Source organism: Flagellimonas crocea, from assembly GCF_033441595.1.
Classification (GTDB): domain Bacteria; phylum Bacteroidota; class Bacteroidia; order Flavobacteriales; family Flavobacteriaceae; genus Flagellimonas; species Flagellimonas crocea.
The window spans coordinates 149,691-176,402 of the sequence record NZ_JAUZVX010000003.1 but is presented as its reverse complement, the minus strand read 5'-3'; the positions used below and the strand labels follow the sequence as shown (position 1 = coordinate 176,402).

The 26,712-nt window shown below is 41.5% G+C and carries 22 protein-coding genes and 1 tRNA gene; 9 read left to right on the top strand and 14 right to left on the bottom strand.

Going from position 1 to position 26,712, the window contains the following annotated elements:
• Positions 1 to 72: 72 nt before the first annotated feature.
• The 3 genes from SD449_RS10205 to SD449_RS10195 all read right to left on the bottom strand — a co-directional run bounded on the left by SD449_RS10205 (position 73) and on the right by SD449_RS10195 (position 1,095).
• Positions 73 to 501 (bottom strand): DUF2335 domain-containing protein, encoded by a 429-nt coding sequence (locus tag SD449_RS10205; RefSeq protein ID WP_318310419.1) that lies wholly within the window; start codon positions 499 to 501, stop codon positions 73 to 75.
• 2 nt (positions 502 to 503) lie between these two features.
• Complete coding sequence (locus SD449_RS10200) at positions 504 to 731, bottom strand: hypothetical protein (RefSeq protein ID WP_318310418.1); 228 nt, start codon at positions 729 to 731, stop codon at positions 504 to 506.
• A gap of 288 nt (positions 732 to 1,019) precedes the next feature.
• A tRNA-Phe gene (locus SD449_RS10195) sits at positions 1,020 to 1,095 on the bottom strand.
• Positions 1,096 to 1,253: 158 nt separating this feature from the next.
• On the opposite strand from SD449_RS10195, the gene SD449_RS10190 reads away from it, so the two are divergent.
• From SD449_RS10190 to SD449_RS10160, 7 genes are all read left to right on the top strand, one after another.
• On the top strand, positions 1,254 to 1,982 hold the full coding sequence (locus SD449_RS10190) for a type III pantothenate kinase (protein WP_318310417.1): 729 nt from the start codon (positions 1,254 to 1,256) through the stop codon (positions 1,980 to 1,982).
• Positions 1,983 to 3,248 (top strand): hypothetical protein, encoded by a 1,266-nt coding sequence (locus SD449_RS10185; RefSeq protein ID WP_318310416.1) that lies wholly within the window; start codon positions 1,983 to 1,985, stop codon positions 3,246 to 3,248. It abuts the gene before it with no gap.
• A gap of 103 nt (positions 3,249 to 3,351) precedes the next feature.
• A complete protein-coding gene (locus SD449_RS10180; protein WP_318310415.1) occupies positions 3,352 to 4,722 on the top strand; it encodes a hypothetical protein in 1,371 nt (456 codons plus the stop codon).
• The gene (gene lptC, locus SD449_RS10175; RefSeq protein WP_318310413.1) at positions 4,722 to 5,324 is read left to right on the top strand and encodes an LPS export ABC transporter periplasmic protein LptC; all 603 of its coding nucleotides are present in this window, start codon (positions 4,722 to 4,724) and stop codon (positions 5,322 to 5,324) included. Before SD449_RS10180 ends, lptC begins: the two co-directional genes overlap by 1 nt.
• Before the next feature lies 1 nt (position 5,325).
• Positions 5,326 to 5,529, top strand: coding sequence for a hypothetical protein (locus SD449_RS10170; RefSeq protein WP_318310411.1), 204 nt, complete (start codon positions 5,326 to 5,328; stop codon positions 5,527 to 5,529).
• A gap of 2 nt (positions 5,530 to 5,531) precedes the next feature.
• A complete protein-coding gene (locus SD449_RS10165; RefSeq protein WP_318310409.1) occupies positions 5,532 to 6,821 on the top strand; it encodes a hemolysin family protein in 1,290 nt (429 codons plus the stop codon).
• 84 nt (positions 6,822 to 6,905) lie between these two features.
• Positions 6,906 to 9,026: a peptidylprolyl isomerase gene (locus SD449_RS10160; RefSeq protein WP_318310408.1), complete on the top strand. Its 2,121-nt coding sequence runs from the start codon at positions 6,906 to 6,908 to the stop codon at positions 9,024 to 9,026.
• A 67-nt stretch (positions 9,027 to 9,093) separates the two neighbouring features.
• On the opposite strand, the gene SD449_RS10155 is transcribed toward SD449_RS10160, so the two are convergent.
• From SD449_RS10155 to SD449_RS10130, 6 genes are all read right to left on the bottom strand, one after another.
• Positions 9,094 to 9,675 carry a hypothetical protein gene (locus tag SD449_RS10155; protein ID WP_318310406.1) on the bottom strand — a complete coding sequence of 194 codons (582 nt, stop codon included), beginning with the start codon at positions 9,673 to 9,675 and terminating at the stop codon, positions 9,094 to 9,096.
• A 168-nt stretch (positions 9,676 to 9,843) separates the two neighbouring features.
• Complete coding sequence (locus SD449_RS10150) at positions 9,844 to 11,226, bottom strand: RagB/SusD family nutrient uptake outer membrane protein (protein WP_318310405.1); 1,383 nt, start codon at positions 11,224 to 11,226, stop codon at positions 9,844 to 9,846.
• Positions 11,227 to 11,236: 10 nt separating this feature from the next.
• Positions 11,237 to 14,293: a SusC/RagA family TonB-linked outer membrane protein gene (locus SD449_RS10145; RefSeq protein ID WP_318310404.1), complete on the bottom strand. Its 3,057-nt coding sequence runs from the start codon at positions 14,291 to 14,293 to the stop codon at positions 11,237 to 11,239.
• A gap of 230 nt (positions 14,294 to 14,523) precedes the next feature.
• The gene (locus tag SD449_RS10140; RefSeq protein WP_318310403.1) at positions 14,524 to 15,033 is read right to left on the bottom strand and encodes a helix-turn-helix domain-containing protein; all 510 of its coding nucleotides are present in this window, start codon (positions 15,031 to 15,033) and stop codon (positions 14,524 to 14,526) included.
• 362 nt (positions 15,034 to 15,395) lie between these two features.
• Complete coding sequence (locus SD449_RS10135) at positions 15,396 to 16,304, bottom strand: GYDIA family GHMP kinase (RefSeq protein WP_318310402.1); 909 nt, start codon at positions 16,302 to 16,304, stop codon at positions 15,396 to 15,398.
• On the bottom strand, positions 16,304 to 17,620 hold the full coding sequence (locus SD449_RS10130; protein WP_318310400.1) for a hydroxymethylglutaryl-CoA reductase, degradative: 1,317 nt from the start codon (positions 17,618 to 17,620) through the stop codon (positions 16,304 to 16,306). The genes SD449_RS10135 and SD449_RS10130 overlap by 1 nt, the downstream gene beginning before the upstream one ends.
• A 327-nt stretch (positions 17,621 to 17,947) precedes the next feature.
• Here SD449_RS10130 and SD449_RS10125 point away from each other — a divergent pair, with 327 nt between their 5' ends.
• Together SD449_RS10125 and SD449_RS10120 are read left to right on the top strand one after the other, a co-directional pair.
• Entirely contained in the window at positions 17,948 to 20,107 is a 2,160-nt protein-coding gene (locus tag SD449_RS10125; RefSeq protein ID WP_318310398.1) for a S9 family peptidase, read from the top strand.
• Between the two features lie 19 nt (positions 20,108 to 20,126).
• Positions 20,127 to 21,662, top strand: coding sequence for a peptide MFS transporter (locus SD449_RS10120; protein WP_318310396.1), 1,536 nt, complete (start codon positions 20,127 to 20,129; stop codon positions 21,660 to 21,662).
• An 8-nt stretch (positions 21,663 to 21,670) separates the two neighbouring features.
• On the opposite strand, the gene SD449_RS10115 is transcribed toward SD449_RS10120, so the two are convergent.
• The 5 genes from SD449_RS10115 to surE all read right to left on the bottom strand — a co-directional run bounded on the left by SD449_RS10115 (position 21,671) and on the right by surE (position 26,538).
• On the bottom strand, positions 21,671 to 23,668 hold the full coding sequence (locus SD449_RS10115; protein ID WP_318310394.1) for a ComEC/Rec2 family competence protein: 1,998 nt from the start codon (positions 23,666 to 23,668) through the stop codon (positions 21,671 to 21,673).
• Between the two features lie 17 nt (positions 23,669 to 23,685).
• Entirely contained in the window at positions 23,686 to 24,243 is a 558-nt protein-coding gene (locus tag SD449_RS10110; RefSeq protein WP_318310393.1) for a C40 family peptidase, read from the bottom strand.
• Between the two features lie 33 nt (positions 24,244 to 24,276).
• Positions 24,277 to 25,389, bottom strand: coding sequence for a lipid-A-disaccharide synthase (gene lpxB / locus SD449_RS10105; RefSeq protein ID WP_318310392.1), 1,113 nt, complete (start codon positions 25,387 to 25,389; stop codon positions 24,277 to 24,279).
• A 92-nt stretch (positions 25,390 to 25,481) separates the two neighbouring features.
• Entirely contained in the window at positions 25,482 to 25,769 is a 288-nt protein-coding gene (locus tag SD449_RS10100) for a hypothetical protein (RefSeq protein ID WP_318310390.1), read from the bottom strand.
• A complete protein-coding gene (surE, locus tag SD449_RS10095; RefSeq protein ID WP_318310389.1) occupies positions 25,759 to 26,538 on the bottom strand; it encodes a 5'/3'-nucleotidase SurE in 780 nt (259 codons plus the stop codon). Before surE ends, SD449_RS10100 begins: the two co-directional genes overlap by 11 nt.
• Positions 26,539 to 26,712: the final 174 nt, after the last annotated feature.

The window sequence follows — 26,712 nt, the reverse complement described above, 5'->3', positions numbered from 1 at the left end:
TATTCATTGTTAAATATTCAGGAAAGCAGGTAAATTGAAATCGATTTATTTACTGACATAAATTAAATATGGCTACCGTCGGCGAAGAAATTGTGTTACAATGCCGGTAACTCCAAAAGCAGTTATAATTGCCCCGCCCCATTCAAATCCCATATGAACGGAATAGGCCCCTAAGGCAACTACAGCAAGAAAAACAAAGAATGCAAACCATTGTCCAGACTTTCTTAATTTGAAGTCCTTATCCATAAACCTTTCATCCATCCTGTGTTGATGCTTCTGTTCATCAACAACCATTTGCTTCATAAGATCTGTTAAAGAAGGGTCAATATCATGATAATGTTCGTAATCTTCAGGACTAGGATATGGGCCGGACTTTATAGATATTTGTTGGGAAACCATTCTTACAAGGTTTCTGGCCTTACTAGGTGATTTTAATTCAGGATATGCCTGTAATACTTGTTTTGTGAGTTGTTCTGAGTTGTTAGATTTATTTTTAGCCATTTTTATTTATGGTGTTCCAATATCCTTTTCTTTGGACGGTTCTTATCTTCCTTGGCATGAATACAACTGAATTTGTCAAAACCAGTAGAGAAATAAACACCTACCCTTATCCAACTATCATGAATTGTATTTGTGTTCCTATTTCTTGTAAAACCTTCTCCAAGAATATCAAAAGCGGAATCAACACCATCCATAAAAACAGATGCTTTATATTTTCTTTTTTTACTCATGGCAATAAATTGAATCTTTAGTATTAGCGTTAAGCTTTTTGAAGAGCTTTAAATGTAAGTATTTAATTATATATACGTTTAAAAGCGTTGTTAAGTTACATAAATTATAGTTAATTATATATAAAAGTAATAATCATGACTTTAGTTCAACGGTACTTTTCGTTTCTATTAGATAATTTTCGATTTTGAGGATTTTTTGGTTTCTGTTTCATTTTTATAACGAATATATCAACCAGATTGTCAACCAAAAAGCAAAACCCCCGCAATCCTTGTAGATGCGAGGGTTTGTGGTGGTACCTCCAGGAATCGAACCAGGGACACACGGATTTTCAGTCCGTTGCTCTACCAACTGAGCTAAGGTACCATTTACTTTTTTACCTTGCTCTACCTCCCGATAGCTATCGGGATGAGCTAAGGTACCATGCCTGTTAAGCGGGTGCAAATATAATTTCAAAATTAGGATATACAAACAAAAACCATAAAAAAAGGTTTTGATTTTTTCCAATTCCCGATCTTTGTCCTATGAATTTGGTAATAGATATAGGCAACACCCTCATCAAATATGCTGTTTTTAACAACGGAAGACTGGTCCACGACCACAGTTTTGAATCGGGCCTCTTCCTGTCCAACATCAGGGAGCTGTTCGAGAAGTATCCGCGAATAAACAACGCAATCTTGTCCTCCGTTGGCAAGTTGGACAAAAAAGAGCGGGACGTAGTGGCGCTATTCTGCAAAGTGCACGTGCTCACCCCGGCATCCAAGGTTCCCTTTAAAAATAGCTATGCGACCCCCCAAACACTGGGGGTGGACAGGTTGGCACTGGCCACGGCGGCATATTACGAAAACCCGCGCGGGAACACCCTCGTCATCGATGCCGGCACCTGCATAACATACGATATGGTTAACAACGCCGGAGAATATGTTGGGGGAGCAATTTCGCCCGGAATAAGGATGAGGTATACCGCCATGCACAACCAAACAGCGGGGCTTCCGTTGCTCGGTCCAGATGAAATGCTGGATTTTATTGGCAATTCCACCGAATCCTGCATGCACAGCGGGGTAATCAATGGTGTGGCACAAGAAGTGGACGGGGTGATTGGCCAATATAAAACCCGATTTCAAGATTTAACAGTTATTTTAACAGGTGGAGACTCCCATTTTTTTGCCAAAAGGCTAAAAAACACCATATTTGCGAACTCCAAATTTCTCTTGGAGGGGCTAAACCGCCTACTGGAATACAACACAAACTGAATGATTAAAAAAATTCTGATCGCTTTTGTCTGCGTGGCTGCCCATGGTCTGTTCGCACAAAATGGAACCATTTCGCCATATTCTTACTTTGGAATCGGCGACCACAGGGACAACGGAACCGTGGACAACCAAATGATGGGGGGTATAAGTATGTATGGGGACAGTATCCATATCAACCTGTCCAATCCCGCTGCATATTCCAAACTCAGGTTGACCGCCTACACCGCAGGTATATCCCATAGGGAATACAGGTTGAAGGACTGGTCCGAAGAACAAAATGTTTCGATCACCAACCTAGATTACCTTTCCATCGGCTTTCCTTTGGCAGAAAATCTGGGCTTTGGTTTTGGTTTGATGCCCTATTCGTCCGTAGGGTACAGCTTAAATTCATCCTCCGTGAACGACCAGAATGCCGAAGTGCGCAACTTTTATGAAGGTGAGGGCGGACTTAACCGCTTGTACGCATCCATCGGTTTTGAACCTATCAAAAACCTGAGCTTGGGGGTAACGGCCAATTTTAATTTTGGAACCTTGGAATACCGAAGGGTACAAAGTGTGGAAGGCGTCCAGTTCGGAACTTTGGATAACCGCCAGTCCAAGATCAATGGGTACGATTTTAAGTACGCCCTTAACTATACCCCGACCATTAAGGACAAATACACGCTCTATACCTCAATCTTGGTCAACACCCAAGGGAATCTGGTGTCCAAGAATACCCAGACCCTAGGTTCGTTCTCCCTCTCAAACGGGAACAATGTGGAAGTTATTGATGTGAACCTGGATGCGTCCAACCTAAGGAACACCGAACTAAAAATTCCAACAAGGACCACTTTGGGCGTCGGTTTCGGAGAGAATAAAAAATGGTTTTTGGGCGGAGAATACAGTTTTCAAAAACTTAGTGATTTTGACAATGCCTTTCTGGGTCTGGATAATGTTACCTATAACGATGCTAGTACCTACGCCTTTGGGGGATACTGGGTGCCCGACTATCGCTCACTTTCCGGTTACTTTAAAAGAGTAACATATCGCGCAGGATTAAGATATGATGTAAGTGGTTCCACCGTGAACAATAAGGAGATAAACAACTTTGGCATAACTTTTGGATTGGGTTTACCGTTGGGAGCCAATTTCTCAAATCTTAACCTAGGTTTTGAGCTGGGAAGAAGGGGAACAACAGACGCAAACCTCATAGAGGAGAGTTATTTAAAAATCAATATCGGTTTATCCTTAAATGATAGATGGTTTCAGAAAACAAAAATAAATTGATAGGCCCTTTTTTTAATAAATTGATAAATAACCACCCATAGAATGTCCTTTAAGAGGATTTTTTAATGAAAATTTGTACTTTAACAGCTTTAAAACTAGAAAGATGAAAAAGAGACACTACTTAACAATGATAATGGTCACCATGTTGACGGGATTAAGTATGGCCCAAGCACAGAACCCCGAGTGTATGACCAATCTGTCTATTTATGCAGAGCACGTAAAGGTTAAAAATTATGATGCAGCTTATGAACCATGGAAAATGGTTTACGAAAGCTGTCCTGACATCAACAAGGCCAATTTCTCTTACGGAGAGCGAATCTTGAAAGACAAGATCGAGAACTCGACCGGTGCCGAAAAAGATGGCTATATTCAAGATTTATTGGGGCTTTATGACAACAGTCTTAAATATTTCCCCACCAACTATACCAAAGCTGGGGTAGCAATAGACAAGGCATTGTTGTTGTACGAGAACAAAATGGCTTCCGATGACGAACTGTTTGCCATGTTGGATAAAGCGTTCAAAGAAGATCAAGAAAACTTCAAGAACCCAAGGGCCCTGTACCTTTATTTCTCCAGTCTGGTAGATTTGCACGGTGCAGGTAAAAAAGATCTTCAAGATGTATTTGATACATATGATGATGTTACAGGGAAAATTGAGGATGAGAACAAAGAATTGACTGCCGTAGTTACAAAATTATTGCCAAAAGATTCTTTGGGAACTTTGAGCTCCAAGGAAAAAAGAATGTTGAAAGCGGCTACCGTAAACTCTGAGTCATATGGTAAAGTAGCAAGCAGCGTGGATTCCAAATTGGGTGCACTTGCAGACTGTGACAACCTTATTCCATTGTACGAGAAAAGCTTTGATGAAAAGAAAGATGACGTAAAGTGGGTAAAGCGTGCCGTAGGAAGAATGTTCTCCAAAGAATGTATAGACGACCCAATGTTCAGAAAATTGTTCGAGGCCCAATTGGCTTTAGATCCATCCGCCGATGCTTATATGTACGGTGGTGCATTAAAACAAAAAGCTGGGGACATGAACGGTGCATTGGCTGACTTTAACAAAGCAGTGGAGCTGGAAACAGATTCATATAAAAAATCTGAAATTCTTTATAAAATCGCTGCGACAGTCAGAAATAGCAGTTCATCGCAAGCAAGAAGCTATGCGTTAAAAGCTATCGATGCCAATCCAGCAAATGGTAAAGCCTATTTGTTGATAGCCACTCTTTATGGAAATAGCGCCAACGCTTGTGGAGATACACCGTTCGAGAAGAGAGCGATTTATTGGAAAGCTGCGGCCATGGCCAGAAAAGCTGGTACAGTTGACCCCGCTTTGAGCGGACGTGCCGCTCAGCTTGCAGCCAATTACGATGCCAAAGCCCCATCCAAAGAAATGATCTTTAGCTCAGGAAAAGCAGGTCAGACCATTTCCTTTAGCTGTTGGGTAGGCGGTAGTGTTACCGTACCTAATTTGTAGTGAGACATACATTAGAACATATTTTAAAGAGCTTTGCCACGGTTTTAACCGTGGCAATCCTTTTTATGTCCTGTGGCGACGACTATAAAAGGGTGGGGGAAGAAGCAGTAAAACCTCTTTTCCCGCAAGGCGTTGCGGAAAACTTCACCCTAACCTACACCGAAACGGTAGAGGCGATGAGCACCCAAGATTCTGCAGACTCCAGGGTAATCGCAGTTCTTACCAGTCCATTGTCCGAGGATTTTGATAACCAAAACTTTAAATTCCGTACCTTTCCCAAAGGGCTTCAGGTCGACTTTTATGATGAAAAAAATCAAAAAAGCGTTATCGTAGCAGATTATGGAATCGTATATTCACTGACCAATTTAATAGATTTACAGGGCAACGTAGTAATCAAAAGCCATGACGGCAAAAAATTGGAAACCGACCAATTGTACTTTGACAGAAAGAACAATTGGATCTTTACGGAAGCAGCGTTTACATATACCAATCCCGAAGATGGAACCGTAATGGATGGTGAAGGCATGGACTTCAACAAGGATTTCAGTTTTTTCAAGGCCCACAAGACCTACGGATTAATGACGATAAAAGAGGAAGAATAGAATGATCAGAATATTAAGATATACCGAATACCTTTACTTGGCCGTAGCGGCCATCTCCATTTATAAGATTGCCACACTTTGGAGCATCAACCCAAAGGATACCTATATATTTATCTTCTTTGCAGTGGTGTCCATCGCCATGTTCATTTTCAGAAGAAGATATCGGAAGCGCTTTGAACAACGTAAAAAGGATAATCAACAATAGCCTTGGATTCCTCCGTAATCATCATTGTACTTTCGCTGTTGTTTTCGGCATTCTTTTCCGGAATGGAGATAGCTTTCGTTTCCGCCAATAAAATCCATATTGAAATTGAAAAAAAGCAAGAGGGCTTTTTGGCCAAGGTACTTACCCTGCTTACCGACAAACCTTCAAAATTTATTGCCACTATGCTTATTGGCAATAATATTGCCCTGGTGATCTATGGTCTTTTTATGGGTGAAATGCTCATGGAATGGTTTCAAGGACTGTTGCCCACAAATTATCAATTCCTGAATGCACTCCTCACTGATTTCAGTTTGTTGTCCCAAACGGTGATTTCAACCTTGGTCATATTGTTGACCGCCGAATTCTTGCCCAAAGTATTCTTTCAGATATATTCCAACGTCCTTTTGAAGATTTTTGCGGTACCGGCCTACATTTTTTACCTCCTGTTCTCGGTAATTTCATGGTTTGTGATCAAAGTATCCGATTTTATACTCAAGATATTTTTTAAGACAGAAGGCGATGAGGTACAACTCTCGTTCACCAAATTGGAACTGGGGGATTACATTATGGAACAAATGGAAACCGTGGAGGAGGAAGACGATGTGGATTCCGAGATCCAGATTTTTCAGAATGCCCTTCAGTTTTCAACGGTAAAGGCAAGGGAGGTCATGGTGCCCCGTACGGAAATCACAGCAGTGGAATTGAACGAGACCCCGAAGAACCTTACCAAACTCTTTACCGAAACGGGCTACTCCAAAATTCTGGTGTTCAAGGACAGCATCGATGAAATTATTGGTTATGTACACTCCTACGAGTTGTTCAAAAAACCAAAGACCATAAAAAGCATTATGCTGCCTGTGGAGTTTGTACCGGAAACGATGCTTATTCAGGACATTTTGAATGTTCTCACCAAAAAACGTAAGAGCATGGCGGTGGTTTTGGACGAATATGGGGGTACATCCGGAATACTTACCGTAGAGGATATCATAGAGGAACTTTTTGGGGAAATTGAGGACGAGCACGATTCTACCGATCTTCACGAAGAGCAGATCAGCGAGAACGAATACAAGTTTTCCGCCCGGATAGAGGTGGACTACATCAACGAAAACTATAAATTGGAACTTCCCGAAGGCGAAGAATACGAAACCTTGGGCGGGCTCATTGTTAACCAAACGGGTGAGATTCCAGAACAGGATTCCGAAGTTACCGTGGACAATTTCACTTTTAAAATCCTTGAGGTGTCAAATACCAAAATTGATTTGGTGAGTTTGCGCGTTAATGCTGAGGATTAATAATTTCCGTCCTTTTTTTAGCTTTCCTATTTGAAAAGAAAGTGGTATTTTCGCCCACTGAATTTAAAGAAAACAAGCAGTAAAATGGCAATATTAGAGAATATTAGAAAACGAACAACAGTTCTTATTCTTATCATTGGTTTGGCGTTGTTCGCATTTGTAATATCGGGAGTATTCAGCAGTAATAATTTTTCTGGTGGAAAAGTAGGCTCCTCGATTGCGGAGGTAAATGGAGAGAATATTCCCATTGACGAATTTAGGACCCAAGTGGAAAATGCTTCCAGGCGATATGGTCCCAGTGTCAGTTCTACCCAGTTGGTGAACATGGTGTACGATCAAGAAATTCGTAAGGCCATTTTAAATCAGCAGTTTGAAGATCTGGGCATTGATGTAGAAAGCGATCAGATCATAGAATTCGTGAGAACATCCGGTTACGCCCAGATTCCTGACTTTCAGGATGAAAACGGAATATTCAACGAGCAAGTCTTTAAAAGTGCCATAGCCGATTGGAGGGCAAACGACCCCTTGCGTTATGATGCATGGCTGCAAGATGAAAAATCCATTATAGAAGCTGCCAAGGAACGTATGTATTTCAATTTGATCAAAGGTGGAGTGGCCGCTACCCTTACCGAAGGAGAATTGGATTATGGAATGGCAAACAATAAAGTGGACCTGCAATATGTCCGTGTTCCCTACACTTCCATTCCGGACAGTACCATCGAAGTTTCCAAAAGTGATATCCAAGCCTATATCAACGACCATAAAGCCTTGTTCGAACAAGATAAGGCACGCGATATCCGTTTTGTATATTTTGATGAAAAACCATCAGCGGAAGATGAGAACAGCGTAAAGGCCGAGATTGCTGCTTTAATGGATGATACCGTGGAATATTCCGAGGCCAAAGATGCCAATGATACCATTTTGGGCTTCAGGAACACCAATAATATGGAGGTGTTTTTGGATAAGTATTCCGATACCAAGTTCGATACCATTTATAAAGCGAAGAAAGACCTTCCATCCGTTGTTGCAGATACATTGATGGCGATGAGCGTTGGGGAAATCTATGGACCCTATAAGGATGGGGACTTTTATAAAGTTTCCAAGATCATGGACCGTAAAGAGAACGGAACCGTGAAGGCAAGCCATATTTTGATTACTTGGGAAGGTGCTGAAAGAGCCAACCCAGCAGTGACAAGAACCAAGGAAGAAGCTGAAGTTGAAGCAAAAAGATTATTGGCCGAAGCCAAAAAAGAAGATGTAGTCTTCACCACCTTGGCCAGGGAAAACTCCGATGGACCTTCCGCACCTAGAGGTGGAGACTTGGGATATTTCCAAGAAGGCATTATGGCAGATGAGTTCAACGATTTCTGTTTCGGAAATCCTACGGGGACCATTGGGTTGGTAGAGACCCAGTTCGGTTACCACGTAATCAAGGTTGACGATAAACAGGATATAATACAAGTTGCTACATTGGCAAGGGAAATAGAACCCTCCGAAGAGACCATCAACACTTTGTTCACCAATGCGACCAAATACGAAATGGCCGTTATGGATGCAGAACCTGAAAGCTTTGGGGATATTGCCAAGGAAAGCAGCTATGCTGTAAGACCTGTGAATAAAATCAAGGAAATGGAAGAGAGTCTTCCCGGACTTGGTTCACAGCGCAGTATTGTACAATGGGCCTTTAACGAGGATACCAATGTTGGGGATATCAAACGTTTCAATGTGAACAATGGATATGCCGTTGTACAATTGACCAAAAAGTACAATAAAGGACTTATGGCACCGGAAGATGCCTCGGCAACCGCACTACCGGCAATCAGAAAAGAGCGTAAAGCGGAACAGATCATTGCGGCCAATAAGGGCAAGTCAATGGACGCCATCGCATCGGATAACAATGTGAGCCAAAGTACCGCCTCAGCCGTCACATTAACATCTCCCACATTGCCTGGAGCAGGTAGGGAGCCTTTGGTGGTAGGTACCGCATTCTCTTTGGACAAGGATCAAACCTCCGATTTGATCGAGGGCAATACCGGTGTTTACATGATCAAGGTTACCAACAAAACGGAGGCCCCGGACGTAGAAAACTATAGTACCTATGCCCAAAACCTTCAAACCAGTGCAGCAGCTAGGGTAAATGGCGCCGTTTACAACGCGTTAAAGGATAAAGCAGAGATAGAAGACAAAAGAGCTACATTCTACTAGGATATAGCCAAAACGATAATAAAAAAAGCCTCCCGATCCGGGAGGCTTTTTTTATTATGTAAAGAACCTATTTACTTTCGGGTTCGTCCCATTTCATTTTATAACAGATGTGGGTTATTTTTCCTTTTGGGTTCACGGTAATTTCAAAACCTTGTTTGGTCCTAAAATAGGCATCGCGTAGGAAGTACCATTTGCCATTTTGAAAGAAATATTCTCGTTTGTCAGGCTTCCATTCTGCAATAGGGTAGATATAGTCCAGAAGTGTTTGGAAGTCCGGCGCGGATTCTTGGTTCAATCTGAAGTCCTCACGAATATAGCTTGCCAATGCTGGAAGCTCGGTGTCGGTTTTGATATGCTCAAACCGATTTACCTTCTGACCATCGTCTATAACAATGAACTCAATGACTTGTTTTTCTTTTTCTCCATAAATGTTCATGGTCTCTTGAGTAATGTAGTAGACGTTGTGCTTCAAAATGTTTTTAACCGATTCTGAAGTAATCTCCTTAAAGTGGGTGGTACAGCTTCTGTTCAAGAAATTGTCCAAACGTAGGCTTGCCTGAATATCTTCTTGGCAAAATGAAAGGGAACAGAAAAGGAGTAGGGCTCCTATCAGAAATTTATCAACTGTTTTTTTTAAGACTTGGGTCATTTGTTGTAAAAGTTTGATGAAGAAGCTCAAACTTAACAGCAATAGGTGAGATTTTAGGGTGCCAATTGACGAATGGGGGGTTTGGGTTGATGTATACATCATTTAGCGAAAAAGCCGCATTCAACGGAATGCGGCTTTATACCAAAAAGCTAGTTGACCAATGTTTTATTAGTATCCATCATTCTGCTCCATATTGGAATTTGCATTAATCTCACTAGTAGGTATAGGATATGCAAATAAATTGTTTGGATAAGTAATAGTTCCCAAGCTATTTTGATTGGATCCCCAATATGGGATAGGTTGACCTGTCCTTACCAAATCATCATAGCGAAAGCCTTCGAACATTAGCTCCTTTCTTCTTTCACTAAGAATATTTTCTTTGGTAACAGAAATCAAATCAGGTACTCCTCTATTGTTACGGAGCATGTTAATTTGCGAAAGGGCGTCTCCACCAGTTTCCAATAGAGCTTCAGCATAATTCAATATCACTTCTTCATATCTGAAAAGTGGGATGTTATCTGACCCAACAGCTGTGTCTGGATATTTCCCCATATTTCTTAATCGGGTCCCGTTATCTTGATAACCCAGTATTCCTAAGCGAACATCCCCATCTTCAAAAATGTCAATCACAGAACTAACAACTTGAATGTCACCGTAACCTGCTGGTGAATCTTCAGGAAATCTATATATGTAGGATAATGAGTTGGAGCTTAAATTATCGGAACCGCTAAAGGCCAATTCGAATAATATATTTGTACCTCCATCGGTAGTCCAACTATCAAGATAATTGGCAGCATCTATGATATCATACAAATCGGAATTAATAACGGTTTCAGATGCAGATACAGCTCTTGCCCAATCACCGAAGTAAACGGCTACCCTAGCTTCTAAGGCCTTGGCGACATATTTGGAAACTATAGTTTTGGAAGTATCATAGCTCGAGTTCATCATATCAAAGGCTGACTCTAGGTCACTATAAATAGCTTCTTTAACTTCATCTACCGAATTACGTGATGGAAATAAATCTTCTCCTTTAAATTCAGTTACTATTGGTACACCCAGTGTACCCCCTGCATGTTGCTGTCCATAAACGCGTAACAAATCGTAATGGGCAAGTGCGCGTAATATCATTGCTGCTCCCTGAAGGTGTTTACCATATTCTAAATCTCCATCCAAGGTGGTTACATCTGTATTGATTATAATATTTGCGTTTGCTATTACATAGTAAGCATTGTCCCAGATAAATCCAGTATTTGCATTGTATTCATATTCACCCTGTGTGGTAAATCTACCAGAGTTCCCATTTGAAAAGCAGTTGTCTGATCTTACCTCATTAGTGGCGATTAAATCTCGACCATAGTATCCTGAACCGGTCAAGGTGTTATGTACTCCTTTTAAGATACTATATAGGTTGTCCACGTTGGTCACACTGCCTTCGACCGCTTTATTTTGTGCCAAAGTAGGTTCCAAGCTGTCCGTAGTGCATGAGCTTAATAATATGCCAGCACTTAGTAACAGTAACTTGCTAGTATTTTTTATTGTTCTTTTCATTGTCTTTTTCTTAGAAATTTATATTTACACCTAGAGAAATTGAGCGTGTTGGTGGAGTCTCAAGACCAGTTTCTCCGGGATCAACGGTTCCATTTTGACTGTCAACATCAACTTCAGGATCGAACAATAAGTTATCATCCTTTACCCAAGTCAACAAATTGTTTCCCCTGACAAAAAACCTTAATTTGGTTAGTCCGATAGTCTCAAGGGCTCTGGAAGGAACATCATAACCTACGGTTAAAGCTCTTAAGCGTATAAAGTCGGCATCATATAAATATTTGGAATGTCTTTGCCATGGTGAACTAGAAGTTGTGAATGCACCATTTCTAGCAATATCACCTGGTTGTTGCCATCTATCCAACAAGGAAGTGTATCCTTGAAAAGTTAGTATTGGATATGAGTTTGACTGGTTTAAGTATAAATGCCACCCTTCGTATATCTTATGTCCGCCAGCATAGTAGCCCGATGCATTCAAAAAGAACCCTCGGTATGAAAAATTTAAGTTAAGACCTGCAGTGGTTGTGGGTACGGCATTACCTCCCTGAAAAACTGCTTCTGCTTCATTAAAATTATCTGTGGTTTCTCCATCGACACCGTTGATATACCATTCCTCAACACCTGTTTCTGGATTTACACCTGCCCATGTTGGCATGTACCATGCATATGCCGGATGCCCGGTTTCAATCCTTGTACGAACTGTGGTAATGGTTCTTTCCTCACCGTTAGGATCAACAGGAAGAGATGTAATTTCGTTTTCTACCTTGGAGAAGTTACCTCCAATACTTAGTTTCACATCTTCGGTATCAACCAAGTTGAAGTTTACCTCAATTTCATATCCTTTATTATTTAGTGCGCCAATATTCTGTACTTGACTGGAAAACCCTGTGGTTTCGGACAAAGGTACGTCCAATAGCAGGTCCTCGGAATCGCGATCAAAAAATGCAACACTACCGGTCAGGAAGTTTTTGAACAGGCCAAAATCCATACCTACATCCAAAGTTTTGGATGTTTCCCAAGTTAAATCATCGTTGCCAAAAGTATCCACGTATTGTGCACCTTCGCCACCATAATCTGCGGCGTACCCAAATAAGGATTGATATTGATTCAATGAGATGAGGGCATTACCAGTTACCCCATATGATGCACGAAGTTTAAGGGTGTTTACCACATCTGAATCTGCCAAGAAGTTTTCTCTATTAAGATTCCAAGCAGCACCTACCGACCAAAAGTTACCCCAGCGATTCTTTTTACTGAATCTTGAGTTGCCTTCTCGTCTATAAGATAGGTCCAAAACATAACGACTATCGAACGCAGAATAATTCAGTAATCCCATATAAGCTCCTACATACCAATCATTGAATGAGGAACTAATACTTGTAGGTGTTCCAAGGTTGTCCAAGTTTTCCAACCCCTCATCTGCAAAATTTTGACCTTCAGCACCTAAAAAATATCTACGGTTTGATTGATATTCTTGTAGTAATTTAAATTTAAATCGATGTTCATCATTTAAATTTAAACTGTAGTCAAGATAGTTTTGAAAAACGTAGAATACGTTTGTTCTGTCATATTGACTGGCATCTCCACTTGTAGCTGCTCCGTATCCATAAGTTGGATTGGAATAAGTCCTAAAATTATATAATTGGAAGTCTATGTTAAATGTAGTTCCGTAAGTGAAACCTTTAGCAAAGTCCCAAGTTATGTTGTTATTGGTCACCATACGAGTTAACCTATTCTCACTTGTGTTGTTTTCAGTCAAATAAAGAGGGTTTGGTAAAGAACCACCGAATAAATTATAGCTCCCATCTGGATTGTAAGGCTGTACTAAGGGAGATAAAAAGTATTTCACAGATCGCGGACTTTCAAAATAAGCACTCGTTTCCAAAAATGCATTCTGCAACATATGGGATGCTTGATTGTTTGTGCTGAACGTAATATTTGGGGTTAGGTCTTTTGAAAAATTCAAAGCGCCTGAAATTCTCTCAAAATCTGAACCAATCACCGTTGCTTCTTGTTGCATATATCCAAGAGAAGCGAAAAATGTGTGTCCTTCGCCTCCACCAGCTGCGGAGAAGCTATGTTGTTGAATAACCGCATCCTTGTTGGCAACAGCTCTATCCCATCTTGCTTCAGGGCGCCCCATAGCATCCCATTGGGCAAACGCAGGTATGTTTAAAACATATTCTATGCCCTCTGCTTTTGAGTCCACAACACCATCATTATAATAGGCCTCTGCAGCAAGTTCGAGCCTATTGGCGGCACTAAGAGGCACTGGGCCAGTTATAGCATCGTTTTGAAAGCCATAGCTACTGCTAATACTAAATGTGGTTTTGCCAACTTTACCTCGCTTTGTGGTTATAAGAATTACCCCATTAGATCCTCTGGCACCATATTGAGCCGTAGCAGAAGCATCTTTTAAAACGGTTATAGATTCAATATTACTTTGGTCCAACCCTGCGAGTGCGGAAAGTGACGAATAAGCACCGCTCGTACCCACATTGCCATTGGAGACTGGAACACCATCAATTACATACAATGGCTCGTTACCAGCGGTAATCGAGCTTATACCACGAATACGTATGTTCGACGTAGAGCCAGGTGTTCCAGATGTTGAAGAAACGGTCAATCCTGAAACATTTCCTTGAAGTGCCTGGTCAACAGAAGGCGCAATTATTTCACTCAATTTTTCTGATTCAACCTTAACTACCGAACCTGTAATATCAGATCGTTTTTGGGAAGTATATCCGGTGACTACCACTTCTTCTAAAGCTTGAGTATCATCTTCCATAGTTACATTGACGACGGAAGAACTGCCGACTGTCCTTTCTACCGTTTTTTGTCCGATATAACTGAAACGTAATACCTGCCCTACGGAAGCTGAAATGGAATAGTTTCCATCAAAATCAGTTTGGGTTCCATTTGTAGTGCCGACCACAACAATTGAAACACCCGGAAGGGGCAGTCCATCTTGAGCGGTCACAGTTCCGGAAATACTCCTTTCTTGTGCTAGAGCTGCTGTGATTCCACAGATGAACAGCGTCAGCATCATCCAACATTTTTTTGTTTTCATAAAAATTATTTAAGAGTTAGTTTATGAATCCAAGCAAGGAGGGGATAAATCTCGTTTTGTAGGCTAATTCAAAAAATCTTCCGAAACAATGAAAACTAATAAATCGGAAAGAAGATAAGATTTAGGGCCCCACCTTGTGGATTGCACGACAAAAAAAAAGAAAGCAGGAGACGGAAGTGTAAGCGCTTATTAACCTTAACGCATTTGCCGACCAAGATTAACATTTACAATTATGCAGCCTTCTGAATAAACTCTTTTGGAGTGATACGGGTTATCTTCTTAAAAGCTTTGTAGAACGAAACCCTGTTATTAAAGCCACACTGATAGGCAACATCTGAAATGGAAGTTGATGTATTTTCAAAACTTGAGCCTAGTTTGCTTTTTGCTTCTTCAATTCTATACGAGTTTACATAATCATAAAAACTCATATTGAAATTTTCATTGATTACTTGGGATGCATGGTGTCTGGAAATATTAAGGAGGTCGGCTATATCGCCCAGTCTGAGTTCATGGTTCAAATAAAGCTTTTCCTCACTCATGACGTTCTCCAATTTGTCTTTTAATTCCTGTGAGAATGCCTCGGAAAGCCCCGTTTTTTCGTACTTGATGCTCTTCTGGTTCAATGCCAAGACTGAGGAAACTCCCCCAAAAAACCTCTCGGGAAATTTTAAGCAGAAATAAATCAGTACTCCATAGAGCAGTAAGGTTGCTGAAAGTGCAAATACAATGAGATGCTGCATTTTATTCTCAGATGCCATCAAGCTAAATACTATCAGAATAGCATTGTAGGCAAATAGAAACAAAAAGAGCAACAGCAATTTATTCTTGAATGGCCTGTTCCTTTTTTTCAGAATTAAAAAGAGAACAATCGCACAATCAAAAACAATGAAAAAGATAAAAGTGTACTTCCAAAAAAATGACATAACATCTCCTTTTTTAGAAGATCTATTGAATTAGCTACATTCTTCTTCTGCAAAGTGCAAAAAAGGTTTCTTATTTAGTGGCCACAATTGACGAATGCCCTATTTGAGTTTATGGATTAGGGAAATGAACTGATGTGGGAGGTTGAAAACTTTGTAAAAAGGAAAACCCCGACGAAAATTTATAGAATCATTCTTGCATAGGGAACCACCGATTCGTACCCTTTCTCTTTAAAATAGGATATGGTCTTTTCATCACCAGTGGCCAAAACAAAATCCCCGCCCCAGGCACCAAGACTTTTTACCATTCCAAAATAATCTGGAAAAAGACGTTGTTTTACGGGCTCCATTTTTAAAACACGTGAAAGTAGGGTTTCGTGTTCTTCCATCAACGTCTCAAAACCGGATAATGTGGAAGCTCTAATCATTTTTTTGGTAATGTCCGAAACCTCTTTGATCAGCTTGGACTTGTCAAACTGTTGTTCCCTATAGTTGGTTATGGCCTCTTTGCTGCTCTGTTTTTGGTTAAGGTGAACAAAAAACAAGGATTCCTTAAAAATTGGGTCGAAATCAATCTGCTCTACTTGAGGTTCCCCATCCACCAGTTGATAGGTAATCGGTGAATTGTGCTGCGCGCAGGCGATGTCGTAACCGCTGCCCCCAAAAGCGTTCCTTAATAAATGATAGGCATCTACCCGTGCCCATTGGGCCAAATTGTTGATCAATGTAGAGGAGGTGCCAAGACCCCACGATTTTGGGAAAGTAAGATGGGTCTCTATTTGGAAACCATTACTGTCCGTCAGGAGTAAAGGGTTTAGGGCATTGGCTTCTAAAAGCAAGGATGTCAAGGTTTTGGCCATGGCATCATCGGAAGTGGAAACCACACGTAAATCATTAAGGTCAAACTTCGCGGAGAACCATATTTCATTGGTTTCATCAAAACTGGTCCACTCCAAAAATCCTGATTCCGTTGGAGCTACATGGAGCGACTGCCCATAGCTGGTGGGGATGGCCAAGCCCAGCGCCCCATCTAAAATAGCATATTCGCCAGAAAGTAATAATTTGCCATTACTGTAAAACTCCTTCTCCATTATTTAGATTTGATTTTTTCCAAAGCCTCCTTTACGGAAGCATTTGTTACGGTCCGGTCCTTAAAATAGGTGACCAGTTGTTGTTTTTCTTTTTCGGTTGCCCCTATTTGATTGAGCATATTGAGCAAGTGCATCTTCATGTGCCCTTTTTGGATGCCTGTGGTGACCAAGCTACGAACTGCTGCAAAGTTCTGGGCCAATCCGGCTACGGCGACAATTTGCATCAATTGTTTCGCGGATGGATTTTGAAGAATTTCCAAAGCAAGCTTCACCAAAGGATGCAAGGTAGTCAATCCTCCCACGGTTCCGAGGGCGAGGGGAACCTCTATCCAAAACTTGAAAATATCACCATCGATCTTGACATGGGTCAAGCTGGAATATGCACCATTTTTGGCTGCATAGGCATGAATGCCCGCTTCTACGGCCCTAAAGTCGTTTCCGGTAGCAAGCACAACGGCATCGATACCGTTCATAATACCCTTGTTGTGCGTGACGGCCCTGTAAGGTTCAACCTTGGCTATATTGACCGCCTGCACAAACTTTTCTGCAAACGTTGCCGCTGGCATATCCGCATTCCCTAATTCCGAAACCGGACAGCTTACCTCTGCCCTGACCAAACAATTGGGCACGTAGTTGGACAAAATACTCATCACCACCTCGATATTTTTCTCTTCCTCCGTAAATCCATCAAAAGCAAGAGTTTGCTCTTTTAAGGTTTTGGCAAATTGCTCCAAACAAGAATTGATGAAGTTGGCGCCCATGGCATCCAGCGTCTCAAAAGTACAGTGGAGCTGGTGGTAGCCTTCTATTTTATCGCTTAAATCCCTCAATTCAATATTGTTGATGCCCCCGCCTCGTTTTTCCATGCTCTGGGTGATGGATGCAACACTTTTAAGAAGTTGTGGTTTAACGGATACAAAGAAATCGGCAAGTTTTTTCTTATCCCCTTTATAGATAAAGTGTACCTGTCCCACTTTTTCCGTGCCGATGATCTCAGCCTTAAAACCACCACGTTCCAGCCAAAACTTTGCTGCCTTACTTGCTGCGGCCACCACGGAACTTTCCTCAATGGCCATGGGTACGGCATAGAGTTCCCCGTTTATCTTAAAATTTGGAGCTATGGCAAAGGGCAAGTAGTAATTGGATACGGTGTTTTCTATAAACTCATCGTGCAACTGTTGCACTCTGGGGTCCGTATTCCAATATTGCTCCAACAACTGTTTGGTACCTTTTGGGTCCTTGGTACAGTTTTTCGCTATCCAATCTATTTTTTGGGTTTTGGTGAGTTTGGAAAATCCTTCAATGGGAGTATTCATAAAGCTGGATTAAAGCATTCAAATATACGGATATTGACCATTTCGCCGAGGCTTTCAATTTTATAGGAATATGGATGCAAACCAAAGGTTAAAATTTGTTGCAAATGCAACATCAAAATTTATTTTTCCGATAAATATTAGTAAACTTGGGAGTTTTTAATCAAATAAACAGAGCGTAGCAGTAGTATCGAAGCTATTTTATAATTTGAAACAAAATGTCATGTCGAGAGACAGTCAGGACATTTTTGTTTGACCTTCGGACCGTGCTCAAGATAACAAAAGCGTTTTTTTGATATTAAAGAGGATTTTTAATCAATTTTTCACTTCATGAACAAACAGTCTTTTCTATTCCTGTTCTTATTGGGAATTTTTACCTTTTCAACAGCGCAAAAGAAAAAAATAACCCTTGAAGAGATTTGGGGAGGGGAATTCAGAACAGAATACATGGACGTACTGCGATCCATGAACAACGGCACCCAATACACCATTCTTAATACTACACGTTCCCCACGGACCAGCAGTTTGGACAAATATGATTATGAAACCTTGGAGAAAGTGGAGACCATCGTAGCTTCGTCCGATGCCATTCCTTACTTTTCTTCTTACAGCTTCAGCGATGATGAATCCAAAGTGCTTCTGGCCACCGAAGTGGAACCAATTTTCAGACGTTCCCGCTTGGGCATTTATTATGTGTATGATATTGCTTCCAAGGAATTGGTGAAAGTGGCCGAGACCAAGATTCAGGAACCTACCCTTTCTCCGGATGGCAGTAAAGTGGCCTATGTACTGGACAACAATATATATGTGATGGATTTGGCAGCACGGACCACCAAACAAGTTACCACCGATGGTAGTAAGGGAACCATCATCAACGGGGTGACGGATTGGGTCTACGAAGAGGAATTTGCCTTTGTACGCGCATTTGAATGGAACAGTAACGGAACCAAAATTGCATTCCTCCGGTTTGATGAAACCGATGTACCACATTTTTCCATGGATTTTTATGGAACAGATCTATATCCGTACCAATACGAATTTAAATATCCCAAGGCAGGGGAGAAAAACTCCATCGTTACCTTGCATATGTACGATGTGGCTTCCGGCACTATTTCGGATATTGACCTCAATGATCCCTACTACATTCCAAGAATCAAATGGATGCACGATCCAAAAGATTTAAGTGTACAGACCTTGAACCGTCACCAGAACGATTTGAAGCTCTACGCAGTAAACGCAGAAGATAATTCTGCTACGGTTTTGCTGGAAGAAACAGATAAAGCCTATGTGGATATTGATGATGACCTCACCTTTCTAGGTGACGACAGTTTTATTTGGACGAGTGAGACTGACGGTTACAATCATTTGTATTTATATGGTAGAAACGGAAAACTAAAAAACCAGATTACCGAAGGTCCTTGGGAAGTGACACGCTACTACGGGTATGACGAAAAACATGACCGTATTTTTTATCAGTCGGTTGAAAATGGATCCATCAATAGGGGCGTTTACAGTATTTCTACCAAAGGAAAGCGCAAGAAAGCATTATCCACCGAAGAAGGTACCAATGCTGCAGCTTTTAGCAGTGATTTTACCTACTACATCAATACCTATTCCAGTGCGACCACGCCGTACAGGTTCACCTTGCACAATGCATCAAACGGTGAATTGGTGAAGGAAATCAAGGACAACTCAGCTTTGCTGAACAAACTGGAAGACTACGAGATAGCGCCCAAAGAATTTTCCACCATCACTGTAAATGGGTACGACCTTAATATGTACATGATCAAACCTGTGGATTTTGATCCCAATAAAAAATATCCATTGTTCATGTTCCAATACAGCGGTCCAGGTTCGCAACAAGTTTCCAATTCATGGATGGGCAGCAACGATTATTGGCACCAGCTTTTGGCGTCCGAAGGTTACATTGTGGCCTGTGTGGATGGTAGGGGAACGGGATTAAAAGGCCGTGACTTTAAAAAACTGACCCAAAAAGAGTTGGGTAAATACGAAGTGGAAGACCAAATTGCCGCAGCCAAGCAATTGAGCGAGCGTTCCTATATTGATGCGGACAGAACAGGAATATGGGGATGGAGCTATGGTGGTTTTATGTCCACCAACTGTTTGCTAAAGGGCAACGACACTTTTGAAATGGCCATAGCCGTAGCACCTGTGACCTCTTGGCGCTTTTACGATACCATTTATACCGAGCGCTACATGCAGACGCCACAGGAAAACCCAACAGGCTACGATGACAACTCTCCGTTCAACTACCCAGAACTGTTGAAAGGAAAATATTTGTTGGTTCATGGGTCGGGGGACGACAATGTTCACGTGCAGAACACTATGCGAATGATAGAAGCCTTAGTGCAGGCCAACAAACAATTTGATTGGGCCATTTATCCCGATAAAAACCATGGAATTCATGGAGGAAATACAAGATTGCACCTCTATACCAAAATGACCAACTTCGTTAAAGAAAATCTTTAGAACTTAAACCAATACAGTTATGTCAGAAGTATCCAAACCAGCTCATGAAAAAGAATTATTTGGGCATCCAAGAGGTTTGTTCTACCTCTTTTTTGCTGAATTATGGGAACGTTTCAGCTTTTATGGGATGCGAGCTTTGCTCACCCTTTATATGGTCGATGTAATATTCGCCGCCTTAATGGAGCGGGATTATGCTACCGCAGCAGTTTATTCTTCATATGGTTCATTGGTATATGCTTCAACCGTTATTGGTGGTCGTATTTCCGATAGTATTCTCGGAATGCGAAAATCCATATTCTTGGGAGGTATCTTGATGTCATTGGGGCATTTTGTCCTGGCTATTGAAAACCATGTTACCTTTTTTCTGGCACTATCACTTATCATAGCAGGTAACGGTTTCTTCAAACCGAACATTTCAACATTTGTAGGTTCGTTGTACAAAGATGGTGACCCGAAAAAAGATTCAGGATTTACCATTTTTTATATGGGAATCAATATTGGTGGATGGGTAGCACCCTTGCTCTGCGGTTATTTGGCGGCCAAATATGGATGGCACTATGGATTTGGACTTGCTGGGATTGGAATGCTTACCGGTCTGATTGTTTTTTGGAGCGGAATTAAAAAAGGAGTTTTTGGAGATAAAGGCCTCCCACCGGAAAACGGTAATATCGATAAAAAAGTGTTTGGCCTAAAACAAGGCATATTGGTACCGGTTTTGGCGTTTGCTTCGGTTCCGATCATAGCGTATCTATTGTCTGCCTACAAAGCATTGGGAGCAGAGGGCACTTTTTTCGACGATCAGAATATCGTCAATGTAATTTTTAAACTAATAGGATTGTCCATTTTGGTATATCTGGGATATATCATGTACAAGGCTACATTGGAAGAACGTAAAAAGCTCTTTGTAGCAGTACTGATTACCTTTTTTATGACAATCTTTTGGGGCTTCCACGAACTCTCAGGTAGTGTAATTACCCTTTTTGCTGCTCGAAATGTGGACCTGGAAGGAATCATGTCAGCCTCTCAGACGAATTCTTTGAATTCCATGTGGATCATTATTCTGGCCATCCCGATTTCCTTAATGTGGCAATGGTTGTCCAAAAAGAAACTCAACCCAAGAACCCCTTACAAGTTCGGAATGGGGCTTTTGTTCGCTGGAATCAGTTTTTATGCCTTGGCCGTGAGTGGTGCGAGTGCTAACGAAAATGGATTTGTACCCTTCACTTATTTGCTGTTGATGTACTTCCTATTATCGGTCGGGGAGCTGTTCATGTCACCTGTTGGACTGTCCAAAATCACGGACCTTTCTCCAAAGCGTATCGTAGCATTTATGATGGGAGTTTGGTTCCTTTCTTCGGCATTTGCGTTTCAAGTGGTCGGATTTATAGGCAAGCAATTGGCCATCGAAAGCACAGATGCCGACATAAGTGGGTTTAGTACCCTTACAGTTTATACGAACGGGTTTATGCTCATTGCGCAATACGCTCTTGGTGCCGGGGTATTGGTCGTCATAGCCTCTCCGTTGATCAAAAGATTGATGGGCAACGTACACTAAGCAAAGATTCAAAACTTAAAAACATAATATCCCTTTTCACCCGTGTAGTGGAAAGGGATTTCTTTTTGTGCACAGGTCGATTTCCATTTGTTGATCAAACTGGGATAATTGCTACCGTCGGCAAACACTTTTTTGGGTTTGATGGAATCCAGGAGCCGTTCAAGATTGATTTTGGGAGATTGTGAGAGCAATAAGTAATCCAACTGCTCTTCCAAAGGAAGAATGGCAGAACTATCAATAACGAAGAGATTTTCGCTACCAATACGATACGTGTTTTGTAATGCAAGGGTATCCAATTTTTGAATTCGTTCTGCCACGGCATAATCAGTTCCAATAGTTCCCGTGTTATCACGATCCGAAGTGATTATAGAAAGCGAATCTCCCAGTTGATGCAATATGACAGTATTCCTAGAACGGTGTGCGAGGATGATGGTTTCCTTTTGATGCACCTTAACCTGGTTCCAGATAATCCAACTTTGAAAAACAATCAGGCCCACAAATAATACCAAAGCCGATTTCCATCGAGGTTTTGATAAAAATAGCACTAAAGCAAAAGTGATAAAGTAGCCCAAAACCAACTGAACCGAATCAAAAGGAATATTTTTAATAATAAAACCCTCCTGCTGTGCTACCCATCCAATAACCGAATTCATTAGGCGGATGATCTCGTTGAAACCATTGGCCAAAAAGTTGGGCAGAAAATCAAACAAGGACAACACAATTACCAGGATACCGGTTCCCAAAATCAAACCTAAAAAAGGAATGACAAGTAAGTTGGAAATAAAAAACAGAGCGGGAAACTGATGGAAATAAAACAAGCTTATCGGCAAAACGCCCAACTGGGCCGCAACGCTCACCGATAGCAATTGCCATGTTTTACGAACCAGGATATTCTCGGGAAACCATAATTTTTGCAACTTGGGATAGACCCAAACAATGGCAAAAACAGCGGCATAGCTCATTTGAAAACCAACTTGAAACAGGAACAAGGGCTTTATCAATAATATGAACAGCATGGAAAGTGCTATGATATTAAAAGAATTCGTGGGCCGGTTGAGATAAAGCGCATAGGCCACAAAGGAGAACATGGTGACTGCTCGAACTATGGAAGGGGAGAGTCCTGCGATAAACGCATAGCTCCAAAGCATTGTCACCACTAAAATGAGTTTGATGGTTTTACCTTTAGGTAATCGCTCCAGTGGACTCAAAAGAAACTCTAAAATAAAAAGGATGATGCCCACGTGAAGCCCGGATACCGCCAAAATATGCACGGCCCCCGCATTTTTGTAGTTGTTATAGGTGTTCTCGGAAATATCGTCTCGTTTTCCCAAAAGCAATGCTTGGATCACTGCCATTTCCTCTGCTCCAAAATCCTTTTCTTTCAATTTTGAAATGATATGCTTCCTAAAACCCGAGGCAATCCCCAGCAAAGTGCTGGGAGCTCTTTCTTTTTTTATGATTGAGGCATGATTGGTCCTGATCTGATGTCGAATCCCTTGTTTTTCAAGATAGTTTTTGTAATCAAATTGATAGAGGTTGAGGGGTGGGTGAATACTTTCAAGGGATGAAAACACCAGCAACTCATCATCTATCTGTAATAGTTTCGAGGTGGAATCTGCGGAAAGATTGACAAGCAATTTTCCCGACGTGGTCTCATCATCCCCAGTAATGATCTGGGTAATGTACCGGTGCGAAAAGGCATTTGGCTTCAGTACCTCATTTACTTTTAAGTGCCAGACTTTATCTGAATTAAAATCTAGTTTGGCATAGTGGTCGGGCATGCCGTTTTCCATGGAAATACCGACAACAAAAACGCCTAAGTATAAGCTGGTAAGCGAAGTAACTGCTTCAAAATACGGGAACCCTTGTCGCTGTTGCTTTTTGTTGCTCCAATACATCAGCGGCAGTAACAAAAGCATTGCGATTAAGGGCCAAAGCAGGGAAACTTCAAAATAAAAACCAACAATAATGCCCAATATAACCCACAATGTGAGCTTTATGGACACAAAATTAAGCTGGTGCACTAAAGTATTCGCATGGCCTTAACAAAAGCGCTGTTCCAGTATCCTTCCCGTAATGAAGATACCAGTACGCCACGTGAGGTTGTGGCATGAATGAATTTAATGTCGTCCCCATCCACTTCGACCACCAATCCTACATGGTTGATGCGTCTACGTGTTTTGCTCGTCTGAAAAAACAACAAGTCTCCTTTTTCGACTTGGTTTACCCGAATTTTTTGCCCCTCCATGGCCATTTGGTAGGATGTCCTGGGAAACAAAATGTCGTTTTCCTTTAAGGAAACATAGACCAATCCAGAGCAATCCATGCCCTTTTTCGTGGTGCCGCCATATTTGTAACGTGTTCCGGAATAAGCCAGTGCAGTGGAAATGATTTCGTTTGCCTTAGCATTTTTACGCCCCTCTTTTTTGCTTTCCTTTTTGGATTCTTTTTCAGGGGAAGTGTCGGTGGTTGACCCCTCTACCGTAACGGTTCGGGTCTTGCTGTAGGTGCGTCGTTTTTTGCCCGGGCCGCAAGCGGTGATAGCAAAAAGCAACAGTAAGATTATGGTTTTTCGTAACATCCAAGAATAGATTTACATTCTTGGAAGATAAAACTACACATTTTCCACGATTAATTTGGCTGCCAATTGACTGGCACCTCTTCCGCCCAATTTTTCTTTGAGCAGTTCATAATCGGATAGCATCCGTTCCCTTTCGGCTCCGTCCACAATTTTGGCAAGCTCTGTTTTAAGATTTTTTGTGGTCAGATCATTCTGAATCAGTTCTTTGACGACTTCCCGTTTCATGATGAGGTTTACCAAGGAAATATAATCCAAGGTTATAATGCGCTTCGCAATTTGATAGGAAATCCAATTTCCTTTATAGCAAACCACTTGAGGGATTCCAAAAAGTGCAGTTTCCAAAGTTGCAGTGCCACTGGTGACCATGGCAGCATGGGAATGTTTCAGAAGCGTATAGGTCTTGTTGGAAACATATTCTACTTTGTCTCCTTTTAGGAATGGTGAATAAAATTCATCGGGAAGGCTGGGAGCACCTGCAATCACAAATTGGAAATTGGGAAAATCTTTCTTTACCGAAAGCATCACGTCCAACATTTTTTGTACCTCTTGTTTTCTGCTTCCGGGCAACAAGGCGATAATTGGCTTTTCTGGATCTAGGTTGTTTTCTTTTCTAAACGTTTCGTTGTCTTGAAGGGGAGTGTTCTCAATGGCATCGATAAGAGGGTGTCCTACAAATTGGACTGGATATCCATGTTTTTTTTCGTAAAAATCCTTTTCAAAAGGCAGGATAACATACATATTGTCAATGTCCCGTTTAATTTTTGAAATACGCCCCTCCCTTGAGGCCCAAATCTGGGGAGAAATGTAATAATTGGTCTTGAAACCCTGTTCTTTGGCCCACTTTGCAATTCTAAGGTTGAAACCGGAGAAATCTATGAAAATGACCACATCCGGATTGAATCTTTCAATATCCTCTTTACAATAGGCAATGTTCTTGAAAATGGTGGGAATGTTCATGAGCACTTCCAAAAAACCCATAAAGGCCATATCCTTGTAATGTTTGGCCAGTTCCCCGCCAGCTTGTCGCATCAAATCACCGCCCCAACAACGAATCTCGGCCGAGGTATCCTCTTTTTTAAGCGCCTTGATCAAATTGGAACCGTGCAAGTCCCCAGATGCTTCACCAGCTATGATGTAATATTTCATTTTAAAATGTCAAGTTCAAAAACAAGTTCAACGATAATTTTAGCCATGCAAATTTGGGTTGAACCTACTTTTGCGGTTGATTTTTAAGAGTTTTAGGACATCACTTTGTACATCAAGATAACCAATGCCGTAACCAAGGTAGCCAACATGACGCCTCTGGCACGCTGATCTCGTTTGATTCGTAAAAAACCAAAAAATGCAACCAAGTTCAAAATGGCTCCTAAAGCCAATAAACTGCCAATATGACCTTGCTCGATTGCAGCATTAAAAGTGTCCACGATACTTAAATCCGAAAATAACAGGATATACAGTAGGGTACCAAAGGTATTTGCGATGATGCCCACTATAAATCCAATAACGATCTCTTTTTTAGTGCTCATTTAAGTTCCAGTTGTTTATTTGTTGTATGGCATGGTGCGCCGTAAGGTCGAACTGCGTAGGGACCACCGAAATGTAACCCTCCTGTAACGCCCATTCGTCGGTATCTTGGCCCTTATCCAAAAGTTCAAATTCTCCCGTTAACCAATAATAATCTTTTCCTGACGGGCTTTTTCGTTTATCAAATTCTTCTTTCCAGTTGCCCCGGGCCTGTCTGCATACCTTTATGCCCTTGGGCTCTGTATCCGTTTTTGGAATATTTACGTTGAGTACGGTTCCTTTGGGTATTCCGTTGATCAATGCTTCGGAAACAATTTTTTTGATGGAACCCAAAGCGGGTTCAAAATTGGCATCCCAGGAATAATCGCATAAGGAGAAACCGATGGCTGGAATACCTTCGATACCTGCTTCAATGGCGGCGCTCATGGTTCCGGAATATATCACGTTTATGGAGGAATTGGAACCATGGTTGATTCCACTAACGCAAATATCGGGCTTACGGTCCAAAATTACCCTAAGCGCCAATTTTACACAGTCCGCCGGTGTGCCGCTGCAACTGTACTCGCTCGGGGCACCTTCTTTATGGTCCACGACCACTTTTTTGGAAAACAAAGTGCTGTCCACTGTAATCGCGTGTCCCATCCCGCTTTGGGGGCTGTCCGGAGCGACTACCACAACATCCCCGATTTCCTTCATGGTGCGCACCAGTGCCCTGAGTCCAGGGGCCGTGATTCCATCGTCATTGGTGACAAGAATAAGGGGTTTTTCCATCTTGGATAATTTAAGCTATAAAAATACGTTTTTCATAAGGATATGGAGCGTTGTGCGTTTAACAAAAAATTAAATCCAGCTGTCAGGCGTGGCACGGTTTTTTCTGTATCTTAGAGAATTCATACAAGTAGAAACGATAAGGGGAACAATCAAGTTTATGGATAATGGACAGAT

Excerpts from the sequence above, each read along its gene's own strand:
- SD449_RS10145 (WP_318310404.1), bottom strand. The coding sequence starts at position 14,293 with ATGAAAACAAAAAAATGTTGGATGATGCTGACGCTGTTCATCTGTGGA.
- SD449_RS10170 (WP_318310411.1), top strand. The coding sequence starts at position 5,326 with ATGATCAGAATATTAAGATATACCGAATACCTTTACTTGGCCGTAGCG.
- SD449_RS10205 (WP_318310419.1), bottom strand. The coding sequence starts at position 501 with ATGGCTAAAAATAAATCTAACAACTCAGAACAACTCACAAAACAAGTA.
- SD449_RS10150 (WP_318310405.1), bottom strand. The coding sequence starts at position 11,226 with ATGAAAAGAACAATAAAAAATACTAGCAAGTTACTGTTACTAAGTGCT.
- SD449_RS10200 (WP_318310418.1), bottom strand. The coding sequence starts at position 731 with ATGAGTAAAAAAAGAAAATATAAAGCATCTGTTTTTATGGATGGTGTT.
- SD449_RS10135 (WP_318310402.1), bottom strand. The coding sequence starts at position 16,304 with ATGGAGAAGGAGTTTTACAGTAATGGCAAATTATTACTTTCTGGCGAA.
- SD449_RS10160 (WP_318310408.1), top strand. The coding sequence starts at position 6,906 with ATGGCAATATTAGAGAATATTAGAAAACGAACAACAGTTCTTATTCTT.
- SD449_RS10140 (WP_318310403.1), bottom strand. The coding sequence starts at position 15,033 with ATGCAGCATCTCATTGTATTTGCACTTTCAGCAACCTTACTGCTCTAT.
- surE (WP_318310389.1), bottom strand. The coding sequence starts at position 26,538 with ATGGAAAAACCCCTTATTCTTGTCACCAATGACGATGGAATCACGGCC.
- SD449_RS10155 (WP_318310406.1), bottom strand. The coding sequence starts at position 9,675 with ATGACCCAAGTCTTAAAAAAAACAGTTGATAAATTTCTGATAGGAGCC.
- SD449_RS10130 (WP_318310400.1), bottom strand. The coding sequence starts at position 17,620 with ATGAATACTCCCATTGAAGGATTTTCCAAACTCACCAAAACCCAAAAA.
- SD449_RS10110 (WP_318310393.1), bottom strand. The coding sequence starts at position 24,243 with ATGTTACGAAAAACCATAATCTTACTGTTGCTTTTTGCTATCACCGCT.
- lpxB (WP_318310392.1), bottom strand. The coding sequence starts at position 25,389 with ATGAAATATTACATCATAGCTGGTGAAGCATCTGGGGACTTGCACGGT.
- SD449_RS10125 (WP_318310398.1), top strand. The coding sequence starts at position 17,948 with ATGAACAAACAGTCTTTTCTATTCCTGTTCTTATTGGGAATTTTTACC.
- SD449_RS10100 (WP_318310390.1), bottom strand. The coding sequence starts at position 25,769 with ATGAGCACTAAAAAAGAGATCGTTATTGGATTTATAGTGGGCATCATC.
- SD449_RS10190 (WP_318310417.1), top strand. The coding sequence starts at position 1,254 with ATGAATTTGGTAATAGATATAGGCAACACCCTCATCAAATATGCTGTT.
- SD449_RS10185 (WP_318310416.1), top strand. The coding sequence starts at position 1,983 with ATGATTAAAAAAATTCTGATCGCTTTTGTCTGCGTGGCTGCCCATGGT.
- SD449_RS10180 (WP_318310415.1), top strand. The coding sequence starts at position 3,352 with ATGAAAAAGAGACACTACTTAACAATGATAATGGTCACCATGTTGACG.
- SD449_RS10120 (WP_318310396.1), top strand. The coding sequence starts at position 20,127 with ATGTCAGAAGTATCCAAACCAGCTCATGAAAAAGAATTATTTGGGCAT.